This is a genomic window from Dorea sp. AGR2135 (assembly GCF_000420885.1).
In the GTDB taxonomy this organism is placed as follows: domain Bacteria; phylum Bacillota; class Clostridia; order Lachnospirales; family Lachnospiraceae; genus Dorea; species Dorea formicigenerans.
In genome coordinates, this window is sequence record NZ_ATVU01000026.1 from 20,712 (window position 1) to 39,784 (window position 19,073).

The following is a 19,073-nucleotide window of genomic DNA, read 5'->3' on the forward strand; positions in this document are numbered from 1 at the left end:
TGAAGGCTACTTTTTTTTGTGTACTGGTTCTGGTAATTCATCAATAATCCTTTCAATCAGAGCTTTCTTTGCATATACATCAAAGCTAAGAGAAGAAATTAGAGAAAATAACTGCAGATATTCCCGGTCACTGTCAGAGAGACCTTCCATATCTTTGAAAGTATTCTGAGAAGTCTCGTATGCTTCGCGGACTTCATCTTTTAAGTTCTGAATCTGGCTCTTTGCCGTGTCGCAGACTTCTTCGTAGATAGATGCAACATCGACAGCACTGTCTGTATCAAAATACTTTTCCGTAATTGGAGTAAGAATCGTCTCAATATCCTTGATGGACAGGATCGTTTTAAAATAATAGATAAAAATCATGACAACCACATGTTCTTTGGAATACTTCTTCTTAACCGGTGGTGGGAGAAGGTTGTTCTTTGCATAATTATTGATCATTGTCTTTGTCAGAATCTTATCCTTATCGTACCGCTTACTGGAGCTTAACTGTTCGTCCATAAAGCTAGTCACCTGATCCATATATAATTCAATATTCGGTATATCCTCAGAGCGTACATAATCCATATTGGAAATACCTTCTAACATGCTGTTCAGTAGTTCATCCATATTAATCTTCATAATTGCCACCTCAATATAGATATTATATAGTAATAAAAACTATATGACAAGCAAAAAATAAAATGTTCACATATTGTTAAGAAAATAACATAATGAGCTAATGAGCAGTTAAAAATAGGTTAGATTAGTGGAGAAGAGTACGTGTGTGTGGTAAGGTGAATGCAAGAAAATTACGAGGAGGCAACGAAGATGATCAATGCAATTTTAGTAGTCTTGTTAGTTTTGATTGGAGGAGTACCATCGATACTTTTGACATTAAGTGTACCGGTGATGTTGGTATGGAAGATTTACCGGAAAGTCAGATATGGGTATAGCTTATATCAGTAAGTGAAGATAGAAGAATCAAAAGGGACAGCATCTGAAAAAGGTGCTGTCCCTTTTGATTTTAGCAAAATCTTAACATATGTATGTGATATAATAGGAGCACCTAAAGAGATGTATTGTGCTATCAATTTGGCGGTGGAATGGAGAACATCTATATGAAAATTTTGAAAAATATAATTATTACGGCTGCAATGCTGGCAGCAGCGACAGCTATATGTTTTATTTTGAGGCCGCTTGTTCCGACAGACACGCATGTGCCGCTTATTTATGTGTTGTCAGTACTTTGTGTATCCAGACTTACAGAAGGATATTTTTATGGGGTGCTGGCATCTATGGTGGCAGTTGTGGGAGTCAATTATATATTTACCTATCCATATTTCCAAGTGGATTTTACTGTGACCGGCTATCCGCTTACATTTATTGTAATGTTGACAGTATCTATTTCAGTAAGTGCATTGATGACTCAGATCAAGATGCAGGAGCATGTGCGGTTAAAGGCAGAAAAAGAGAGAATGAGAGCCAATCTTCTAAGAGCAGTGTCTCACGATATCCGGACGCCTCTTACTTCTATAGAAGGAGCAGCGGCTGGAATTATAGATAATAAAGATGTTTTGACAGAGGAGCAGAAAGAAGAGCTGCTTTTGAATATCAAAGAAGAGGCACAGTGGATGGTACGGATGGTGGAGAACCTGTTATCCATTACCCGGATGAATGATGAAGGAACAAGACTTACGACACACGAAGAACTGGCAGAAGAGATTGTCAGCAGTGCAGTTGTAAAGTTTTCAAAGCGTTTTCCGGACATAAAAGTCGAGGTGGATATTCCAGAAGAAGTTGTTATTGTTCCGATGGATCCAATCCTGATCCGGCAAGTCATTGTGAATATTATGGAAAATGCTGTGATACATGGAGGATCGACGACGCAGGTGAAGGTAACCGTATCTGCGAATGAAACAGAAGCTATATTTTCTATTGAAGATAATGGGAAAGGAATTGATGGAAAGATTTTGCCCATGTTATTTACAGGTCAGATCAGTCACCGGGAAGGTGAGACGTACGATAATAAACGGAGTATGGGAATCGGACTTTCGGTATGTAAAAGTATTATAGATGCGCACAGGGGAAAAGTCTGGGCAGAGAATAAGATAGATGGCGGAGCAAAGATTTCATTTACATTACCGCTTGAGGAGGAAGAACAGAATGGAGATTAAAGACCGTGTATTAATAGTAGAAGATGATAAAAATATTCGAAAGTTTATACAGACAATCCTGGAGGCCAATGATTATGATGTAATCGCGACTGAGACAGGAAAGGAAGCATATAGTCTGATCACTTCCAGATGTCCAGATGTGGTGATCTTGGATCTGGGACTTCCAGATATGGACGGAATGAAGATTTTAAAAGAAGTCCGTGCGTGGTCCAATATGCCGATTATTGTAGTTTCTGCCAGAGATCATGAAAAAGATAAGGTAGAAGCGCTCGATATGGGAGCTGATGATTACATAACAAAACCATTTGGGACATCAGAACTTCTTGCAAGGATTCGGGCTGCGATCCGACATTTCCGGGGAACAAGCAAGAATCAAGGAGAGAGGCAGAAAGTCACATTTTTAAATGGAAAATTGGTGATAGATTATGATAAACACCGAGTCTATGTGGAGGAACAAGACGCAGGACTGACCCAGAATGAGTTCCGGTTATTAAGTCTCCTTGGAAAATATGCAGGCAAGGTTCTGACATATGATTACATGATGAAAGAAATCTGGGGACCAAACATGAAGGGGGATAACCGTATCCTGCGTGTGAATATGGCGAATATCCGTAGAAAAATCGAAAAAAATCCCGGTCAGCCACAGTTTATATTTACAGAAGTCGGAGTGGGATACCGTATTATAGAAACAGATTCTTAATCAGTGATAGCGCTTGTTTAACACAGGAACAATAGCTTTTCAGCTTCATAGGTCATTGCGCTTCTTCTTTATCTTTGTTATAATATGAAAATATGCTTTGGAATATTCTTGGTTATTGGAAGACAGGAGGCTTAAGGTGCGGGCAACAGTACTTTGTTATAATTTAAAAGGGACGACCAAAGGTCGGAAGATTGGATTGATTTTTGGATTTTTAGGCTACAGAGTCCGTCATGTGGAGGAAGAAGAATACTTGCTTCCGGTTGGTGAAGTTGTAGAAGGCAGAACAACGGAATCAATAAATGAAGAAGCTGGTGTTAAAAAGAAAGAAATAGAAGCTGTATTTCAAGAGGAGATGCTCTTAATGTGTCCGGAAAATGAGCGTATGCTGGATCAGGCATTGCAGCGTATGAGAAAAGAAAAAGTTCAGGTTCCGTTAAAAGCCGTTTTGACAGAGATGAATAAGAACTGGACATCGGTGGCACTTCATGATGAGATCATGCGAGAGCATGAGAAGATGACAGGTGAAAAATAATAGAAAGGAAACGAAAAGAACTTGAATATATATGATACGTTAAATGATAAACAGAAGGAAGCAGTCTTTCACACGGAAGGACCGCTTCTTATTTTAGCAGGAGCGGGATCAGGTAAGACAAGAGTCCTGACCCACAGGATTGCGTACCTGATTGAAGAAAAAGGTGTCAATCCATGGAATATTTTGGCAATTACATTCACGAACAAAGCGGCAGCAGAGATGCGGGAACGTGTGGATAATCTGGTTGGGTTCGGCTCAGAAAGTATTTGGGTGAGTACATTCCATTCTATGTGTGTGCGGATACTAAGACGCCATATTGCATTGCTTGGATATGACACGAATTTTACAATTTATGATACAGATGATCAGAAGACACTGATGAGGGATGTGTGCAAGTTGTTGCAGATTGACACAAAAATCTACAAAGAGCGTATGCTGATCGGAATCATTTCTCATGCAAAAAATGAGATGTTGACTCCGGAAGAATTTCGGCTTCAGTCGGGCGGAGATTTTCATCAGAAAAAGATTGCGGATGTGTATGAAGAGTATGAAAAGCAGCTCCGGGCTAACAATGCACTGGATTTTGATGATCTGCTTTTAAAGACAGTTCAGCTATTCCAGACACAGCACGATGTGTTGGAATATTATCAGGAGAGATTCCGCTATATTATGGTAGATGAGTACCAGGATACGAATGGGGTGCAGTTTGAGTTGGTACGTCTGCTTGCTTCCAGGTATCAGAATCTGTGTGTAGTCGGAGATGATGATCAGTCTATTTATAAATTCCGTGGGGCAGATATCCGTAATATTCTGGATTTTGAGAAAGTATTTACAAAGGCAGCAGTCATTAAATTGGAGCAGAATTATCGCTCCACAGCAAATATCCTGAATGCAGCAAATGCTGTGATCAGCTACAATCACGGAAGAAAGGACAAGACGCTGTGGACAGACAATGAAGATGGTGATAAGATTGCATTTCGTCAGTTTGATACTGCATTCGATGAGGCAGAATATATAGTATCCGATATAAAAGAACACGTGGAAAAAGGCGAGTGCGACTATCAGGACAACGCCATTTTATATCGTACGAATGCACAGTCCCGTATGTTTGAGGAAAAATTCGTAACAGCAAATATTCCATATAAGATTATTGGCGGCATTAATTTCTATGCAAGACGGGAAATTAAAGATATTCTTGCATATTTAAAAACCGTAGATAATGGTCAGGATGACCTGGCGGTGCGAAGAATTATCAATGTACCAAAAAGAGGAATCGGTCTTACCAGCATTAATCGTGTGCAGGAGTATGCTGCGATGCATGAAAAAGGATTTTATGAATGTCTTAAGGGAGCTGACCTTATCCCGGATATCGGAAGAGGCGTGTCAAAGCTTGAGTCATTTGTAGCATTGATCGAGCACTTTAAAGTAGATGCAAAGGAATTGACACTTCATGAACTGATGCAGGAAATTATTGACGAAACCGGATATATCGAGAGCATTCAGGCAGAGAGTGAGATAGAGGCTCAGGCGAGAATTGAAAATATCGATGAGCTTTTAAATAAAGTCGTTGCTTATGAAGAAGTATGCGAAGAGCATGATGAACCGGTAACACTGAGTGGATTTCTTGAGGAAGTCGCTCTGGTGGCAGATATTGACAATCTGGATGAGAACAGTGATTATGTGGTGCTCATGACTTTACACAGTGCGAAAGGACTGGAATTTCCACGCGTTTATCTTGCCGGAATGGAAGACGGACTGTTTCCAAGCTATATGACCGTGACGGCCGATGATCCGGACGAATTGGAGGAAGAGCGAAGACTTTGTTATGTAGGTATCACAAGAGCCCAGAATGAACTGACTATGACTTGTGCAAGAAAACGTATGGTCCGCGGTGAGACGCAGTATAATAAAATGTCACGTTTCTTAAAGGAAGTTCCGCTGGAACTGATATCTACGGGAAATAAATTTTCAGGAAATGGAAAAAGTCTTACAGACCACGCGGATTATGAAGAACCGGAAAGAAAAACGGACTACCAGATGGCGAGACAGGCATTTAAGACGAAAGCATTTGCAGCAGTACAGCAGGGAAAATCCTTTGGAAAGCCTGCAGGGGGAAAGCTGGAGTATGGAGTCGGTGACCGTGTACGCCATATAAAATTCGGTGAAGGTACAGTTTTGTCGATAGTCGAAGGCGGACGTGACTACGAAGTGACGGTGAATTTTGACGGGCCTGGAACGAAGAAGATGTTTGCAGCATTCGCAAAATTACAGAAGATATAAGAAATATGCAGAAGCAGAGAATTTTGCAAAGGTAATTTTACACTGACAAACTTTGCAGCTTTCAAATTATACTTTAAAATTTTATAAAATAAATGTGTAGTAATATTTTCAGACCAGTGTTATAATAATATACAATAATGTAACTTGCAAAGGGCAAGGGAAAGGACGAGGGATATGAGTAAAATTGATGAGCTTATTGCAACAACAAAGCTGAACGATCTGATTAACAAAAAGGAAGAAGAGAAAGCTTCCAAGACAGTTCTTTGGATACTGGCAGTGATCGGTGCTGTGGCAGCAGTTGCAGCAATCGCATATGCAGTATATTGCTTCTTTACCTCGGATTATCTGGAAGACTTTGAGGATGATTTTGACGATGATTTCGATGATGACTTCTTCAATGACGAAGATCAGATATAGGTTCAGAACAACAAAACAAGTAAGTAAAAAGCAGGCTGAGATGCCTGCTTTTTTACAGGACGAGGTGGATGATGGATGGACAGTGCTTTGCTCTGTTGATTGATGCAGATAATGTATCTGCAAGGTATATAAAGCCGATTTTAACAGAGCTTTCAAAATATGGAAATATCACGTACAAAAGAATTTATGGAGACTGGACGAATACGCAACATTCAAGCTGGAAGGATGAGCTGCTTAAGAACTCGATTACACCAATCCAGCAGTTCTCTTATACGCAGGGAAAGAATTCCACAGATTCTGCGATGATTATAGATGCGATGGATATTCTTTACGCAAAGGATGTGGATGGATTCTGCATTGTATCCAGTGACAGTGATTTTACGAGACTGGTGAGCCGATTAAGAGAGAGTGGTAAGATGGTTATTGGAATGGGCGAAAATAAGACGCCGGAGCCATTTCGAAAAGCATGCGACAAATTCACAATTCTGGAAAATCTTCTGTCAGAGAAAGGCTTGGAAGATGGAGAGGAAGAATCTCATGAAGTGCTGGGGCGTGAGAAGGTCGAAGATGCAGTTATTAAGATGATCATGGAGAATCAGGATAATAATAAGCAGACCGGACTTGGCGAAGTAGGAAGCCGACTGGTCAGCCTTTATCCGGATTTTGACGTGCGAAGTTACGGATATAGCAGCCTTTCCAAATTTTTTGAGGAATTTGATAGAATACAGCTTGTGAAACATGGTCATGTAGCTTGGGTTACATTAAAAGAGAACCGTGCGAGAAAAGAAGACGTAGACCAGTTTGTGCGTAATTTGGTGAAAGGTGCCGGAGAAGCAGGTATGGATCTTGGTGCCATCGGAAATCGTGTGTATGATAAATACAAAGATTTCAAACTAAATGATTATGGATATTCCCAGTTCAAAAAATATGTTAAGAGCATTTCTCATATGAAGCTGGAACAGGATGGTAAACGCTGGAAAGCTCATTATAAAAAATAGATAGTCTGTAAAGGAGGACGAGAACGCTATGAAGAAAGGACAGGTATACGAAGGAGTCATCGAATCCGTAGAGTTCCCGAATAAAGGAATTGTAAATGTATCACAGGAGGACAGATGCGTCATTGTAAAAAATGGTGTGCCTGGTCAGAAGGTACGTTTTTCAGTAAATAAAGTGAAAAAAGGAAAAGCAGAAGGAAGGATCCTGGAGGTAATCGAGAAAGCGCCTCAGGAGATAGAACCTGCCTGTCCGCATTTCGGACAGTGCGGTGGTTGCACTTATCAGAATCTGCCGTATGAAGAACAGGTAAAATTAAAGGAGTCACAAGTCAAGGCAATGATGGATGAGGCAGTTGACGGAGACTATATCTGGGAAGGTGTACTGGAAAGTCCATTCAAAAGTGAGTACCGTAATAAGATGGAGTTCTCTTTTGGTGACGAATACAAAGACGGACCGCTGGCACTTGGTATGCACAAACGAGGCAGTTTCCACGATATAGTCAATGTATGTGATTGTCAGATTGTAGACAGTGATTACAGAAAGATATTGGCCTGTACACTGGAATGTGCGAGAAAATCAGGCCTGCCATATTATCACCGCATGAGACATGATGGGTATTTCAGGCATTTACTCGTGAGAAAAGCAGTGAAGACGGAAGAAATCCTCATTGATATTGTAACAGCATCAGAAGAAGGCTTTGACAGTAAACCAAAGGAATTTCTGGATAAATGGGCAGCAGCACTTCAGGCACTTGAGCTCACCGGAAAGATTGTCGGAATTCTCCATACGAAGAATGACAGTCTCGCAGATATTGTAAAAGACGAAGGAACAGAAGTACTTTTTGGTCAGGATTATTTCTATGAGGAATTACTTGGACTGAAGTTCAAAATCACACCATTTTCTTTCTTCCAGACTAATTCGCTGGGAGCGGAAGTGCTTTATGAAAAAGCGAGAGAATATATCGGGGATACGAATGAAAAAGTAGTTTTTGACCTTTACAGTGGAACCGGAACAATTGCACAGATTCTGGCACCGGTAGCGAAGAAAGTAGTCGGTGTTGAAATTGTTGAAGAAGCAGTTGAGGCAGCTAAGGTCAATGCAAAATTAAATGAACTGGACAACTGTACTTTCTGGGCAGGAGATGTCTTAAAAGTCATCGATGAACTGGGGGAAGTTCCGGATCTGATCATGCTGGATCCGCCGAGAGACGGTGTGAATCCGAAGGCACTTATGAAGATCCTGAATTTCGGAGTGGAGCGTCTGGTGTATATCGCATGCAAACCGACCAGTCTGGCACGGGATCTGGAGATGATTCAGGGAAGAGGATATAAAGTAGAGAAGATTGCATGTGTGGATTTATTCCCGAACACGGTTCATGTCGAGACGGTAGTACTGCTTTCCCACAAAAAACCAGACGGACATATCAACGTAAAAGTTGAGTTTGGCGAGGGTGAGGGAAAAGTTCCGCTTGATAATATTGCTAAAAGAGCGGAAAGCTACAAGCCCAAAGAGCGAGTGACCTACAAAATGATAAAGGAGTACATAGAAGCTAAATACGGCTTCAAAGTACATACCGCATATATCGCAGAGGTAAAGAGAGATTTAGGATTGCCAATGTACGATGCTCCTAATGCGGTAGAAGAGTTGAAACAGCCGAGGAAGCATCCGACAGCGGAGAAAGTGGAAGCGATAAAGGATGCATTGAAGCATTTTGAAGTGATTTAATAATGATGAGCGTATCATTAAAAATAGTGGTACGCTTTTCTTTAAAATATTTGGGAAGCAATATATAAGTGCTGAATATGCTTGAAAGGAGGAAAATGGAGTGAACCGTATTACAGAAATAACAAAGCGAGATATTTTAGATTTATTTCAGAATGGATTAGAGATAGACGAATTTTTTCAAACCCGAACCATTACTTACAATTATTATGGTCGCCTTGAAGAAATAGATTTTCTTAAAAGATTATATGATTTAGAGAGAATGCCAAGTTTTGATTCAAGATTTGCAAATGCAGAACAGGATATTTGGCAACATACAGTGAATAATGATGATTATCCATACTGCTGGGTTTTTGAAGACAAAAGATTCAATTTACAAGATGGTAGCGATGAAGTATATTTAAAATTTCTTTGTGAAGTATTTCACCCTGCTGTTCGATATGATAAGGGATACTGGAAAGAATTTTTAGTGGCAATTAACAAGCTATTACAAAATGACGGTTATGAGATTTACCCTGCTGAGAAACTATCCAATCGTGATGTTTATGGATGGAGAATATATCAGCAAGAAGATAATACGTTGTTTATTCCATATTCTCAACGAAATGCAAAGGACATAAAAGCAAAAAAGATAGTATTGTCCATAAAGCGGAAAGCGAGAAATCAAATTTATCAGTTTCTGGAGCGATATAATATCGTATATCAAGCGACTGACGAAACGGGATGGAATTATAATACAACAGTAGCTGAGGATGTTTTTAATGAAATAAGGCAATTTTATGTGCCAAAGTGTTATAATGATAAAAAAGAATATGTTGAAACTGCTGATTTGCAAGCATTCATACTTTCTAATTCTCCATTTTGCGTGTTGGACGCAATAGAGTTTTTTGCGAAACATAGTATCTCAGATGACTTTGAACCACAGATTAATGCTATATTAAAACTGAATGAGATACCGTTTCAGCTTTCCAAGGGGAAGCTAATTAATACATTTGATACCCAGATAAATAAAAATTCATTAGTGTCTGTTCAAGAAGTAGGACTGAAAGAGTTATTACAAGAGGCGTCAAAATATTATGATGAAAACAATTTGCAAATTGCAGTGGAGAAACTTTGGGATGCATTTGAGAGACTAAAGACATATTACTGCTCATCGACTGTAGATAAGAAGAAATCGGTTAATAAGATTATAATGGATATGGGTAATAATCAACAGCCGTTTTTAGAATTATTTGAAAAGGAATTTCATGAGCTTACCATACTTGGCAATAATTTTAGAATTCGACACCATGAAACAACAAAAACGGATATTCAGGATAAAAGGCATTATGAATATTTTTATAGACGTTGCCTGTCTTTAATTTCAACCGCAATCCAGTATTTAGATGGAAGAAATTTATGATAGGAATGAGTTTTTATCAAAATCTCCCATTTATAGATTTGTATATTATTTTTCCGAAACTTATAATGAAGCTAAAGATGTGGAGGTGTGCTTATGAGAGAGAAATTTAATCATCTGTATTTGGATAGCCACGAAAGAATACTTTTGATACATAGCCTTGTAGAGTTAAAAAATCAGCTCATTCAGCAAGGCAGATATACAGACTGCGTTGACGAGCTTATTTTTAAGGTCATAAATGCACCGACCAAGAGAATGAAAATTGAATATGTCTAAGGCAAATTACAAAGCCGCTTATTCTTATTGATTTTAAGAATAGGCGGCTTTTTTGCGTTCTCTGGTACTGTTTACATAGCCACCTTGACAAAGTGGCTAAATCTATGCGAAAGGAGGACGCATCTATGTCAAATTGCAAAGTGATTGCTCTGACTAACCAGAAAGGCGGTGTCGGAAAAACAACCACAGCGGTCAATCTGGGTGTAAATCTGGTGCAACAGGGTAAAAAAGTCCTGCTGATTGATGCCGATGCACAGGCAAATCTCACGATGGCTTTGGGCTACAACAGACCAGACGATATTCCCATAACGCTTTCTACTGTGATGCAGAACATCATAGACGATAAAACGCTTGATGTTTCACAGGGTATTATTCACCATAGCGAGGGCGTTGACCTGCTTTCGTCAAACATTGAGATGTCGGGCTTTGAGGTAAGGCTAATCAATGCAATGAGCCGTGAGCGTGTGCTGAAAACCTATGTCAATGAGGTTAAAAAGAATTACGACTATGTGCTTATTGATTGTATGCCGAGTTTAGGTATGATAACCATCAATGCTCTGGCGGCGGCTGACAGTGTAATTATCCCGACACAGCCCCACTATCTCTCGGCTAAAGGTCTGGAGCTTTTGCTTCGCTCCGTATCAATGGTCAAGCGGCAAATCAACCCCAAGCTGCGGATAGACGGTATCTTAATGACTATGGTAATGCCCCGTACCAACATTTCTAAGGAAATTACGGCAACGGTCAAAAGTGCATACGGTCAGAAAATCAAGGTGTTTGATACCGAGATACCACATTCTATCCGTGCGGTGGAAGCTACCGCAGAGGGCAAAAGTATTTTTGCCTACGACAGAAGCGGCAAGGTTGCCGCAGCCTATGAGCAGTTAGGAAAGGAGGTGGCAGAGATTGGCGAGAAGCAGAGAAACCAAAATCGAGCTGACCGCATACGATGACCTTTTTCAGACGGACGAAAGCCGTGAGGAAGCAAAGCTCTCTAAGATAAGGGATATTCCCATATCGGAGATTGACGAGTTTCCAGACCACCCGTTCAAGGTTTTAATGGACGAGGATATGGAACAGCTTGTTGAGAGTATCAAGCGAAACGGTGTAATGACCCCTGCGACAGTTCGCTTAAAAGAGGACGGACGGTATGAGCTTATCAGTGGTCACAGGCGGAAAAAGGCTTGTGAACTTGCGGGGCTTGAAACGCTGAAATGCGAGGTTAAAGAGCTTACCCGTGACGAAGCCATTATTGTTATGGTGGAAAGTAATCTCCAACGCTCTGTTATTTTACCAAGCGAAAAAGCCTTTGCTTATAAAATGCGGTTGGAAGCTATGAAACGACAAGGTGAAAGAAGTGATTTAACTTCGTCCCCAATGGGGACAAAGTTGAGGAGTGATGCTGAACTTGCAGAAAAGGTTGGAGAAAGCCGCAATCAAATCCAGAGGTATATCCGTTTAACAGAGCTTGTTCCCGAAATCCTGCAAATGGTAGATGAACGGCAGATTGCTTTCCGTCCTGCGGTTGAAATTTCCTATCTGACCGAGGAACAGCAATACACCTTGCTTGAAGCAATGGAGTACAACGATGCTACCCCGTCATTGGCACAGGCTATCAAAATGAAGAAGTTTAACCAAGACGGCAAGCTCACTTCCGAGGTTATCCAGTCCATTATGGAGGAAGAAAAGCCCAACCAGAAGGAAAAACCCGCTTTCCGTGACGAGAGGATAACCAAGCTCATTCCCAAGACTGTTCCCAGAGGGCAGGAAACGGATTTTGTTGTCAAGGCGTTAGAGTTTTATAACCGACACTTGCAGCGGAATAAGGCTCACGAGAGATAGCCACACACCGAGGGCGAGGTCTGCCCATTTGAGTGGTTAGCCATTATTTTGGTTTCCCCCTCTCCACACCTCACCCCCTAATTACTGCCAGTAACTATCCGAGAAAAGAAATACTTTAAGCTGTCCATATCGGGCAGCTTTTTTCGGTCAGTAAGGCAAAATATTCAATCCAAATTACAGGAGGTAACTATGAAAATCCCTAAATTATTCAAAAAGGCTGCGGCTTTTGTAATGGCTGCGGTCACGGCATTATCCATAATGCCTGCGACGGCGTTTGCTGCGGGTGACATCGGTACGATTTCCTTTTCCCACACCTATGACAGCAACGGTAATGCGATGAGGTACAATTCCAGTGCGAATATCGGCGGTTATACCGCAGGCGGAACAGGAAATTACAAGTACCGTATGTTTGTGGACGGCGAGAATGCGTTTTGTATTCAGCCGGGAGTACCGCTGAAAACAGGAAACACCTTGAAAAAGGCTTCCTCTGATACTTGGAACGCCCTTTCAGCAAACCAGAAAAAGGCAGTTGGGCTTGCCCTGCTCTATGGGTATCAGGGCAACCGAAATAATCTGTCGGGAAGTGATGATGAAAAATGGCTTGCCACGCAGACCCTCGTATGGGAGTTTGTCACAGGCTGCCGTGAAGCCACAGGCTCATATAACCAGACAAGCACTACAGTTTACAGCCTGCACTTCGGTTCAAATTATGCCAACAGCGGAGCAAGGGCAGTGTATGACCAGATTGTTGCGATGCTGCGTGAGCATAACACCATTCCGAGCTTTATGTCGGGTGCTAAGAATGACATCACAAAGGAGCTTGCATACAAGGACGGAAAGTACAGCATCACATTGACAGACAGCAACGGCGTCCTTTCTGATTACAGCTTTTCAAGCTCTGACAGCAATGTGAGTGTATCGAAGTCTGGAAATAAGCTGACAATCAGCTCCACCGTAGCTATCAGCGGTTCTGTACGCATTACGGCAAAGAGGAACAATGTGCCGATGGTCAGCAGCAGTGCAAAGCTCATTGCCTATGGCGACCCGAACTTGCAGGACTTGGTAACAGGTGTGGAGAATGCTGATACCGTGTTTTCATATATCAATATCGAAACGCCGACAGGCACGATTGCCCTCAAAAAGACTTCGGAGGACGGAGTTGTGGAGGGCATCTCTTTTACAATCAAAGGCGATAACTTCAACAAAACAGTTAAGACAGGAAAGGACGGGTCTGTCTCCGTGGAGGGATTATTCCCTGGCACATATACGGTCACAGAACAGTCCATTGACCGTTATGAGCCGCAGAAAACCCAGACCGTCACCCTTATTGGAGGAAAAACCTCTACTGTGACCTTCAGCAACACTTTGAAGCGTGGCAGTCTGGAAATCGTCAAGACTTCCGAGGACAATCTGGTGGAGGGAATGAAATTCCACCTTTACGGCACATCTTTAAGCGACTTGCCTGTTGACGAGTATGCCGTGACTGATAAAAACGGTCTGGCTAAGTTTGAAAATGTCCTTATCAGCGGCGATACCCCGTATGTAGTTGAGGAAGTGGATACCGCAGTCCGCTATGTCGTTCCCGCTTCTCAGACAGCTCCGATTGAATGGAACAAGGTCACAAAACGCAGCTTCGAGAATGTATTGAAGAAATTCCAAGTGACTGTGACAAAGACCGATGCAGAAACAGGTTCTCCACAGGGCGATGCTTCCCTTGCAGGTGCGGTTTACGGCATTTATAAGGGTGAGGAACTGATTGACACCTATACGACTGATGAAAACGGTCAGTTTACGACCAAGTATTATATCTGTGACAATGATTGGACTGTCCGAGAAATCAGTCCGTCCGAGGGGTATCTTCTGGATACCGCAATCCACAAGGTAGGTGCAGAACCAGAGCTTTACACGGTAGAGCTGAACAGTACCTCAAACGCTGTGAATGAACAGGTCATCAAAGGCAATATCGCAATCATCAAGCATACGGATAACGGGGAAACCCAGATTGAAACACCCGAAGAAGGTGCGGTATTTGAAGTGTTCCTCAAATCCGCAGGCAGCTATGAAAATGCAAAGGAAACCGAGCGTGATGTGCTGACCTGTGACGAGAATGGCTTTGCCCAGACAAAGGATATGCCGTATGGCATTTATACCGTCCGTCAGACCTCTGGTTGGGAGGGGCGTGAGTTGATGAAAGACTTTGATGTGTTTATCAGCAAGGACGGTCAGACTTACCGCTACCTTATCAACAACGCTAACTTTGAGAGCTATATCAAAATTGTAAAGAAAGATGCGGAAACAGGCAATACAATCCCGTATGCAGGTGCAGGCTTCCAGATTTACGACCCGAATGGAAACCTTGTGACTATGACTTTCACTTATCCCGAAGTGACGACCATTGACACCTTCTATACTACGGCAGACGGCGACCTTATCACACCGCAGACGCTGGAATACGGCAAAGGCTATTCCATTGTGGAAGTGCAAGCCCCGTATGGATATGTCTTAAATTCCGAGCCTGTTTATTTTGATGTGGTACAGGAAAACTCCGAGGAAGAAAGCGGCATTACCGTTATTGAGGTAGTACGCTCCAATATGGCACAGAAAGGTACAATTACCGTAGAAAAGTCTGGTGAGGTATTCAGCTCCGTGGCAGGCGATAAGGGATTGTATCAGCCGATTTTCTCTGTCAGCGGTCTTGAGGGTGCAGTCTATGAGATTACCGCAGCCGAGGATATTGTCACTTTGGACGGAACGGTCAGAGCAAACAAGGGCGAGGTTGTGGATACCGTTACTACAGGAAAGGACGGTACAGCAAAATCCAAAGAACTGTATCTCGGAAGATATGAGGTTAAGGAAATCACAGCTCCGTATGGAATGGTGCTGAATGAGGAAGTCCATTCTGTTGAGCTTGTGTATGCAGGACAGAATGTTGATGTAACGGAAACGGACACTTCTTTCTATAATGAAAGACAGCGTGTTGAAATCGACCTTATCAAGAGCCTTGCCATTGATGAAGCCTACGGCATTGGCAAGAACGGGGAAATCTTTGATGTGACTTTTGGCTTGTATGCCGCAAAGGAACTCACAGCCGCAGACGGAAAGACCATTCCTGCGGACGGTCTGATTGAGGTCATTTCCCTTGATGAAAGCGGTCACGGGAAAGCAATCAGCGACCTGCCGATGGGCAGCTATTATGTGCAGGAAATCTCGACCAATTCAGCATATATTGTCAGCGATGCAAAATACCCTGTTATTTTTGAATATGCAGGACAGGATACCACAACCGTCCACATCACAGCCAACGAGGGCGAAGCTATCACAAATGACATTATTTACGGCTCTGTAAGCGGTAAGAAATCTGATGAGGACGGAAAGGCTCTGGGCGGTGCAGTTATCGGTATCTTCAAGACAGGAACTACCGAGTTTACAAAGGAAAATGCGATTGCAGCTACCACATCAAAAGATGATGGTAGTTTTTCTTTTGCCAAAGTGCCGTATGGAACTTGGATAATCCGTGAAATCGAAAGCCCGAAGGGATATGTACTCTCCGAGGAAGAAATCGCCGTGACTATCGGCAAGGTGGAAGAAGTTGTGGAAATCGAACTTGTCAACTACTTCATTAAGGGCAATATCGCTTTGACAAAGGTTGATAAGGATTATCCCGACAACAAGCTGTCGGGTGCGGTATTTGAGGTTTACTCCGATATAAACGGCGATGGGAAACTGGATAAGGACGATACGCTGCTTGGCGAAATGAAAGAACTTGACGGCGGCGTTTACCAGATGAGTGAACTCCGCTACGGCAAATATCTGGTAAAGGAAACCAAAGCTCCGACAGGCTTTGTGCTTGATGAAAATGTTTATGCCGTATCCGTTGAGGAGAACGGCAAGACCTACACTGTGGAAAATAAGGCGGGTGTGGGCTTTATCAATGCAGCACAGAAAGGCTCTCTTAAAATCGTAAAGACTTCCTCTGACGGTAAGGTGGAGGGCTTCTCTTTCCGTGTGACAGGCGTGGACTATGACCAGACCTTTAAGACAGATAAGAACGGAGAAATCGTGATTGAGGGCTTGCGGATTGGCGACTATACCGTATCCGAAGTAAGCGACAAGGCTTCCGCAGGATATATCCTGCCTGCCGATAAACAGGCAACGGTCAAGGCGGACGCTACGGCTATCGTGCAGATGCACAATGAATTCAGGGATACCCCGAAAACAGGCGATGACTTCAATCTGGGCTTATGGGTAAGCCTTGCAGCTCTGTCTGTTGTCGGTGCGGGCGTTCTCGGATTTGTCGGCTATAAGAACAGAAAGAAGAAAAAGGAGGACTAATTGATGGACGCTAAAACCATTATCGCAATCGTGCTTGTCGTGTTCATTGTGGGTGCGGCGGTATGGCTGAATATCCGTAACAGAAAGAATAAGTAAGTGGTTTGGGCGGCTGAAAGATGCCGCCCTTTCTTTTATGGAGGTAACAATGAGAAACCTTAAAACCATTGAAAAGAAAGTCAGAGCTGTTCTGGAAAAGAATGAAGATGCCAGAAATGACGATATGGTGCTGTATCTTGCACTTTGTAATGCCTGTCTGAAGGATGCAGGGGCAATGCCGCTTGCAGAGATAATGACGCAGCACAAATATCTTGGTCTGCCGAGCTTTGAGAGCGTCAGCAGGACACGCCGCAAGCTGCAGGCACAGTATCCAGAGCTTGCAGGGAGCCGCCCTGTTCAAAAAATGAGAGCCACGGGCGAAAAAGCCTATCGGCGTTATGCCAAAGAATAGAGAGGTGCTTATGGACGAAGAAAAACGCTCCAATCAGAACTATGAAATCATTGAGAGCTGTACTATCGGGAGTACAGAGCTTGTCATCGGTCACAATCCCAACGCACCCAACCCTTATGTGTGTTGGTACTGCAAGGGCGGCTCAAATTATTTCTGGGGTTATTACACGAATGAGCTTGATGCTGCACGGCAAAAGCTGAATGAACGATACCAGTCAGAGTGCCGTATGCCCTATAATCAGCCTGCCCAGAAGCAGAAAAACGGTGATGACCGTGAGCGATAAAATAAAATATGACTGCACGACCTGTCCTTATCCCCGATATAAGGACGGGTCAGTTATTTTCTGCGATGTCTGTATCCGCAAGATTTTAGACGAGCAGAAAGAGAAAAAGGAAAGAAAGGAGCAGCCGAATGAGTAAAGAAAAAAGAATGCTCGGTAATTACGAGATTACCCAGAGCATCTATATCGGAGATAAAGAGGTCGTGTTCGGTGTTGATACAAAAGACCCGCATCCCTTTATGGTCTGCTATTGCGACTACAACAACCCTCTGTCAGCAGCGTGGCCGACAGAGGGGGTTGCTTCGGACGATTATCTGGAAGCAATGCAGATTTTTGTTGACCGAGTGCAGTCACAGATTGACCGCACAAAAGAAGAATTATTCAAGTTCCCATTTGATAAGACCGTGCTTACAGAAGAGCATTGTATCCCTGATGACGGTATGCGTAATATCGTGGGTAAAGTGGTAGTCATCAATTCCGAGCCGAAGCGGTATGAATATCAGCACCCTGCCTATCAGCTTATATTGGCAGACGGCGGACACGGAGCAACAGGCGGCAGAGGTCAGGCGGTGTTCGGAACTTGTCTTGCCACAGGCGAAAGAGCCAGATGGGAAAGGTATGATGTGCTTGGCGAGATTAAACCCAAATGTATGCCCGATTGGGCAAAGGAAGCCCTTGTGAAAATAAAACAGCAGGAAAAAGAGAAAAAGCAACGAAATCGGGAGGAACGCTGATATGGATATACGACCTTTGACCCCGACAGAACAGAAATACACCTATGCCCAGAGTATGCAGCTTGAGGGGCAGACAGGTACTATCGGGCATCTGCGTGGTGACTTTGCCACGACGGGCTATGGCTTTTACACCACTTGGTTTGATACCAGACCCCAATGGAAATCTGACGAATTTAAGGCAGACCTTGATACGGTCATCAATGCTTTACGGGAGGATAAAGGGCTTTTGCACAACCGCTATGATATGAGTGCGTTTGCAAGGCATTTTCCCGAAAGTGCTATTAAGGGCAACTATTGTACTGAGTACGGTTTCCGTGTGGATACGGAGAAACACGCTTTTCTGCTTCGATGCAATCTCACCAAAGGCGACTATAATTTTTACTGCTATTGTTATGTGAAGGAATGGCTTGATAAGCATATCCAGAAAGCGGAACAAGGTATCCGCTTTATTGACCCTCAATATAAAGAACTGTTCCGTATCCCAGACGGCGGAAAGGTCATTGTCACGACCTCTTGGGGAGAGAAACGGGAGTATCCCTGCCGCTTCATTGATGAATACCATACCGAAGTCGGTAGCAATCTTTACCACATCTGCGAGTTTGCTGAGCGTATGCAGAAAAACGGGGCGACCTATGAGCCGAAACCTGCGGAACAAACGCCGCAGAAAACACCGAAGCACAAGGATTTAGAACGATAAGGAGGATTTAGAATATGGCTGTTAATCAGAAAGCCGTCAAGGTCTTGAATAAGGTCTTGGAAGCAGGCTTTACCGATGAAAAAGCAATTGCCGCTATGACTATGGACGATATTCTTTCTATGCAGGGCATCACGGTTGCGGATATTACCCTCATCAATGACCTGCAAAAGAGCATTAAATCGAACAAGGTCATTTCTTTTCTTGGCGGTGGTGCGGAGTGAGTAAACAGAAATATTTAAAACAGAAACGATAAGGAGGTGTA

General features: G+C 42.8%; 20 protein-coding genes. 19 read left to right on the forward strand and 1 reads right to left on the reverse strand.

The genetic code is table 11. The features are described from left to right. Positions 1-6 precede the first annotated feature (6 nt). The gene (locus G593_RS0114255; RefSeq protein ID WP_005340732.1) at positions 7-621 is read right to left on the reverse strand and encodes a DUF1836 domain-containing protein; all 615 of its coding nucleotides are present in this window, start codon (positions 619-621) and stop codon (positions 7-9) included. 189 nt (positions 622-810) lie between these two features. Between G593_RS0114255 and G593_RS20545 the strand changes: the two genes are divergently transcribed. The 19 genes from G593_RS20545 (at position 811) to G593_RS0114360 (ending at position 19,032) form a co-directional block, all read left to right on the forward strand. Then, on the forward strand, positions 811-948 hold the full coding sequence (locus tag G593_RS20545; RefSeq protein ID WP_022278633.1) for a hypothetical protein: 138 nt from the start codon (positions 811-813) through the stop codon (positions 946-948). Between the two features lie 152 nt (positions 949-1,100). Beyond that, positions 1,101-2,156: a sensor histidine kinase gene (locus tag G593_RS0114265; protein WP_005340728.1), complete on the forward strand. Its 1,056-nt coding sequence runs from the start codon at positions 1,101-1,103 to the stop codon at positions 2,154-2,156. Next, positions 2,146-2,856 (forward strand): response regulator, encoded by a 711-nt coding sequence (locus G593_RS0114270; RefSeq protein WP_005335503.1) that lies wholly within the window; start codon positions 2,146-2,148, stop codon positions 2,854-2,856. The genes G593_RS0114265 and G593_RS0114270 overlap by 11 nt, the downstream gene beginning before the upstream one ends. Before the next feature lie 136 nt (positions 2,857-2,992). Continuing rightward, complete coding sequence (locus tag G593_RS0114275) at positions 2,993-3,388, forward strand: DUF3783 domain-containing protein (RefSeq protein ID WP_029732132.1); 396 nt, start codon at positions 2,993-2,995, stop codon at positions 3,386-3,388. A 21-nt stretch (positions 3,389-3,409) separates the two neighbouring features. Continuing rightward, on the forward strand, positions 3,410-5,668 hold the full coding sequence (gene pcrA / locus G593_RS0114280; RefSeq protein ID WP_029732133.1) for a DNA helicase PcrA: 2,259 nt from the start codon (positions 3,410-3,412) through the stop codon (positions 5,666-5,668). Between the two features lie 174 nt (positions 5,669-5,842). Next, positions 5,843-6,085, forward strand: coding sequence for a hypothetical protein (locus G593_RS0114285; protein ID WP_005340723.1), 243 nt, complete (start codon positions 5,843-5,845; stop codon positions 6,083-6,085). A gap of 71 nt (positions 6,086-6,156) precedes the next feature. Further along, a complete protein-coding gene (locus G593_RS0114290) occupies positions 6,157-7,083 on the forward strand; it encodes an NYN domain-containing protein (RefSeq protein ID WP_005340721.1) in 927 nt (308 codons plus the stop codon). A 28-nt stretch (positions 7,084-7,111) separates the two neighbouring features. Further along, positions 7,112-8,806, forward strand: coding sequence for a 23S rRNA (uracil(1939)-C(5))-methyltransferase RlmD (rlmD, locus tag G593_RS0114295; RefSeq protein ID WP_029732134.1), 1,695 nt, complete (start codon positions 7,112-7,114; stop codon positions 8,804-8,806). A gap of 100 nt (positions 8,807-8,906) precedes the next feature. Further along, complete coding sequence (locus G593_RS0114300; RefSeq protein ID WP_029732135.1) at positions 8,907-10,205, forward strand: hypothetical protein; 1,299 nt, start codon at positions 8,907-8,909, stop codon at positions 10,203-10,205. Positions 10,206-10,298: 93 nt separating this feature from the next. Then, the gene (locus G593_RS0114310) at positions 10,299-10,478 is read left to right on the forward strand and encodes a hypothetical protein (protein ID WP_029732136.1); all 180 of its coding nucleotides are present in this window, start codon (positions 10,299-10,301) and stop codon (positions 10,476-10,478) included. Between the two features lie 125 nt (positions 10,479-10,603). Further along, positions 10,604-11,431, forward strand: a complete 828-nt coding sequence (locus G593_RS0114315; RefSeq protein WP_029732137.1) for a ParA family protein — start codon at positions 10,604-10,606, stop codon at positions 11,429-11,431. Then, positions 11,385-12,320: a ParB/RepB/Spo0J family partition protein gene (locus G593_RS0114320; RefSeq protein WP_029732138.1), complete on the forward strand. Its 936-nt coding sequence runs from the start codon at positions 11,385-11,387 to the stop codon at positions 12,318-12,320. Before G593_RS0114315 ends, G593_RS0114320 begins: the two co-directional genes overlap by 47 nt. Before the next feature lie 189 nt (positions 12,321-12,509). Further along, positions 12,510-16,652, forward strand: coding sequence for a SpaA isopeptide-forming pilin-related protein (locus tag G593_RS0114325; protein WP_029732139.1), 4,143 nt, complete (start codon positions 12,510-12,512; stop codon positions 16,650-16,652). Between the two features lie 145 nt (positions 16,653-16,797). Further along, entirely contained in the window at positions 16,798-17,100 is a 303-nt protein-coding gene (locus G593_RS0114335; RefSeq protein WP_029732140.1) for a hypothetical protein, read from the forward strand. Between the two features lie 10 nt (positions 17,101-17,110). Beyond that, positions 17,111-17,383 (forward strand): hypothetical protein, encoded by a 273-nt coding sequence (locus G593_RS0114340; RefSeq protein ID WP_029732141.1) that lies wholly within the window; start codon positions 17,111-17,113, stop codon positions 17,381-17,383. Next, positions 17,373-17,519: a hypothetical protein gene (locus tag G593_RS19725; RefSeq protein WP_226840188.1), complete on the forward strand. Its 147-nt coding sequence runs from the start codon at positions 17,373-17,375 to the stop codon at positions 17,517-17,519. The genes G593_RS0114340 and G593_RS19725 overlap by 11 nt, the downstream gene beginning before the upstream one ends. After that, entirely contained in the window at positions 17,512-18,114 is a 603-nt protein-coding gene (locus tag G593_RS0114350; protein ID WP_029732142.1) for a hypothetical protein, read from the forward strand. Before G593_RS19725 ends, G593_RS0114350 begins: the two co-directional genes overlap by 8 nt. A gap of 1 nt (position 18,115) precedes the next feature. Next, positions 18,116-18,811: a hypothetical protein gene (locus G593_RS0114355; protein WP_029732143.1), complete on the forward strand. Its 696-nt coding sequence runs from the start codon at positions 18,116-18,118 to the stop codon at positions 18,809-18,811. 14 nt (positions 18,812-18,825) lie between these two features. Next, entirely contained in the window at positions 18,826-19,032 is a 207-nt protein-coding gene (locus tag G593_RS0114360; protein ID WP_006857236.1) for a hypothetical protein, read from the forward strand. The last annotated feature ends 41 nt before the right edge of the window (positions 19,033-19,073 follow it).

Bases quoted from the DNA above. Each gene is read 5' to 3' on its own strand.
- G593_RS0114350 (WP_029732142.1), top strand. From the start codon at position 17,512: ATGAGTAAAGAAAAAAGAATGCTCGGTAATTACGAGATTACCCAGAGC.
- G593_RS0114325 (WP_029732139.1), top strand. From the start codon at position 12,510: ATGAAAATCCCTAAATTATTCAAAAAGGCTGCGGCTTTTGTAATGGCT.
- G593_RS0114355 (WP_029732143.1), top strand. From the start codon at position 18,116: ATGGATATACGACCTTTGACCCCGACAGAACAGAAATACACCTATGCC.
- G593_RS0114285 (WP_005340723.1), top strand. From the start codon at position 5,843: ATGAGTAAAATTGATGAGCTTATTGCAACAACAAAGCTGAACGATCTG.
- G593_RS0114265 (WP_005340728.1), top strand. From the start codon at position 1,101: ATGAAAATTTTGAAAAATATAATTATTACGGCTGCAATGCTGGCAGCA.
- G593_RS0114290 (WP_005340721.1), top strand. From the start codon at position 6,157: ATGGATGGACAGTGCTTTGCTCTGTTGATTGATGCAGATAATGTATCT.
- G593_RS0114310 (WP_029732136.1), top strand. From the start codon at position 10,299: ATGAGAGAGAAATTTAATCATCTGTATTTGGATAGCCACGAAAGAATA.
- G593_RS20545 (WP_022278633.1), top strand. From the start codon at position 811: ATGATCAATGCAATTTTAGTAGTCTTGTTAGTTTTGATTGGAGGAGTA.
- G593_RS0114360 (WP_006857236.1), top strand. From the start codon at position 18,826: ATGGCTGTTAATCAGAAAGCCGTCAAGGTCTTGAATAAGGTCTTGGAA.
- G593_RS0114340 (WP_029732141.1), top strand. From the start codon at position 17,111: ATGGACGAAGAAAAACGCTCCAATCAGAACTATGAAATCATTGAGAGC.
- rlmD (WP_029732134.1), top strand. From the start codon at position 7,112: ATGAAGAAAGGACAGGTATACGAAGGAGTCATCGAATCCGTAGAGTTC.
- G593_RS0114315 (WP_029732137.1), top strand. From the start codon at position 10,604: ATGTCAAATTGCAAAGTGATTGCTCTGACTAACCAGAAAGGCGGTGTC.
- G593_RS0114255 (WP_005340732.1), bottom strand. From the start codon at position 621: ATGAAGATTAATATGGATGAACTACTGAACAGCATGTTAGAAGGTATT.
- G593_RS0114270 (WP_005335503.1), top strand. From the start codon at position 2,146: ATGGAGATTAAAGACCGTGTATTAATAGTAGAAGATGATAAAAATATT.
- G593_RS0114335 (WP_029732140.1), top strand. From the start codon at position 16,798: ATGAGAAACCTTAAAACCATTGAAAAGAAAGTCAGAGCTGTTCTGGAA.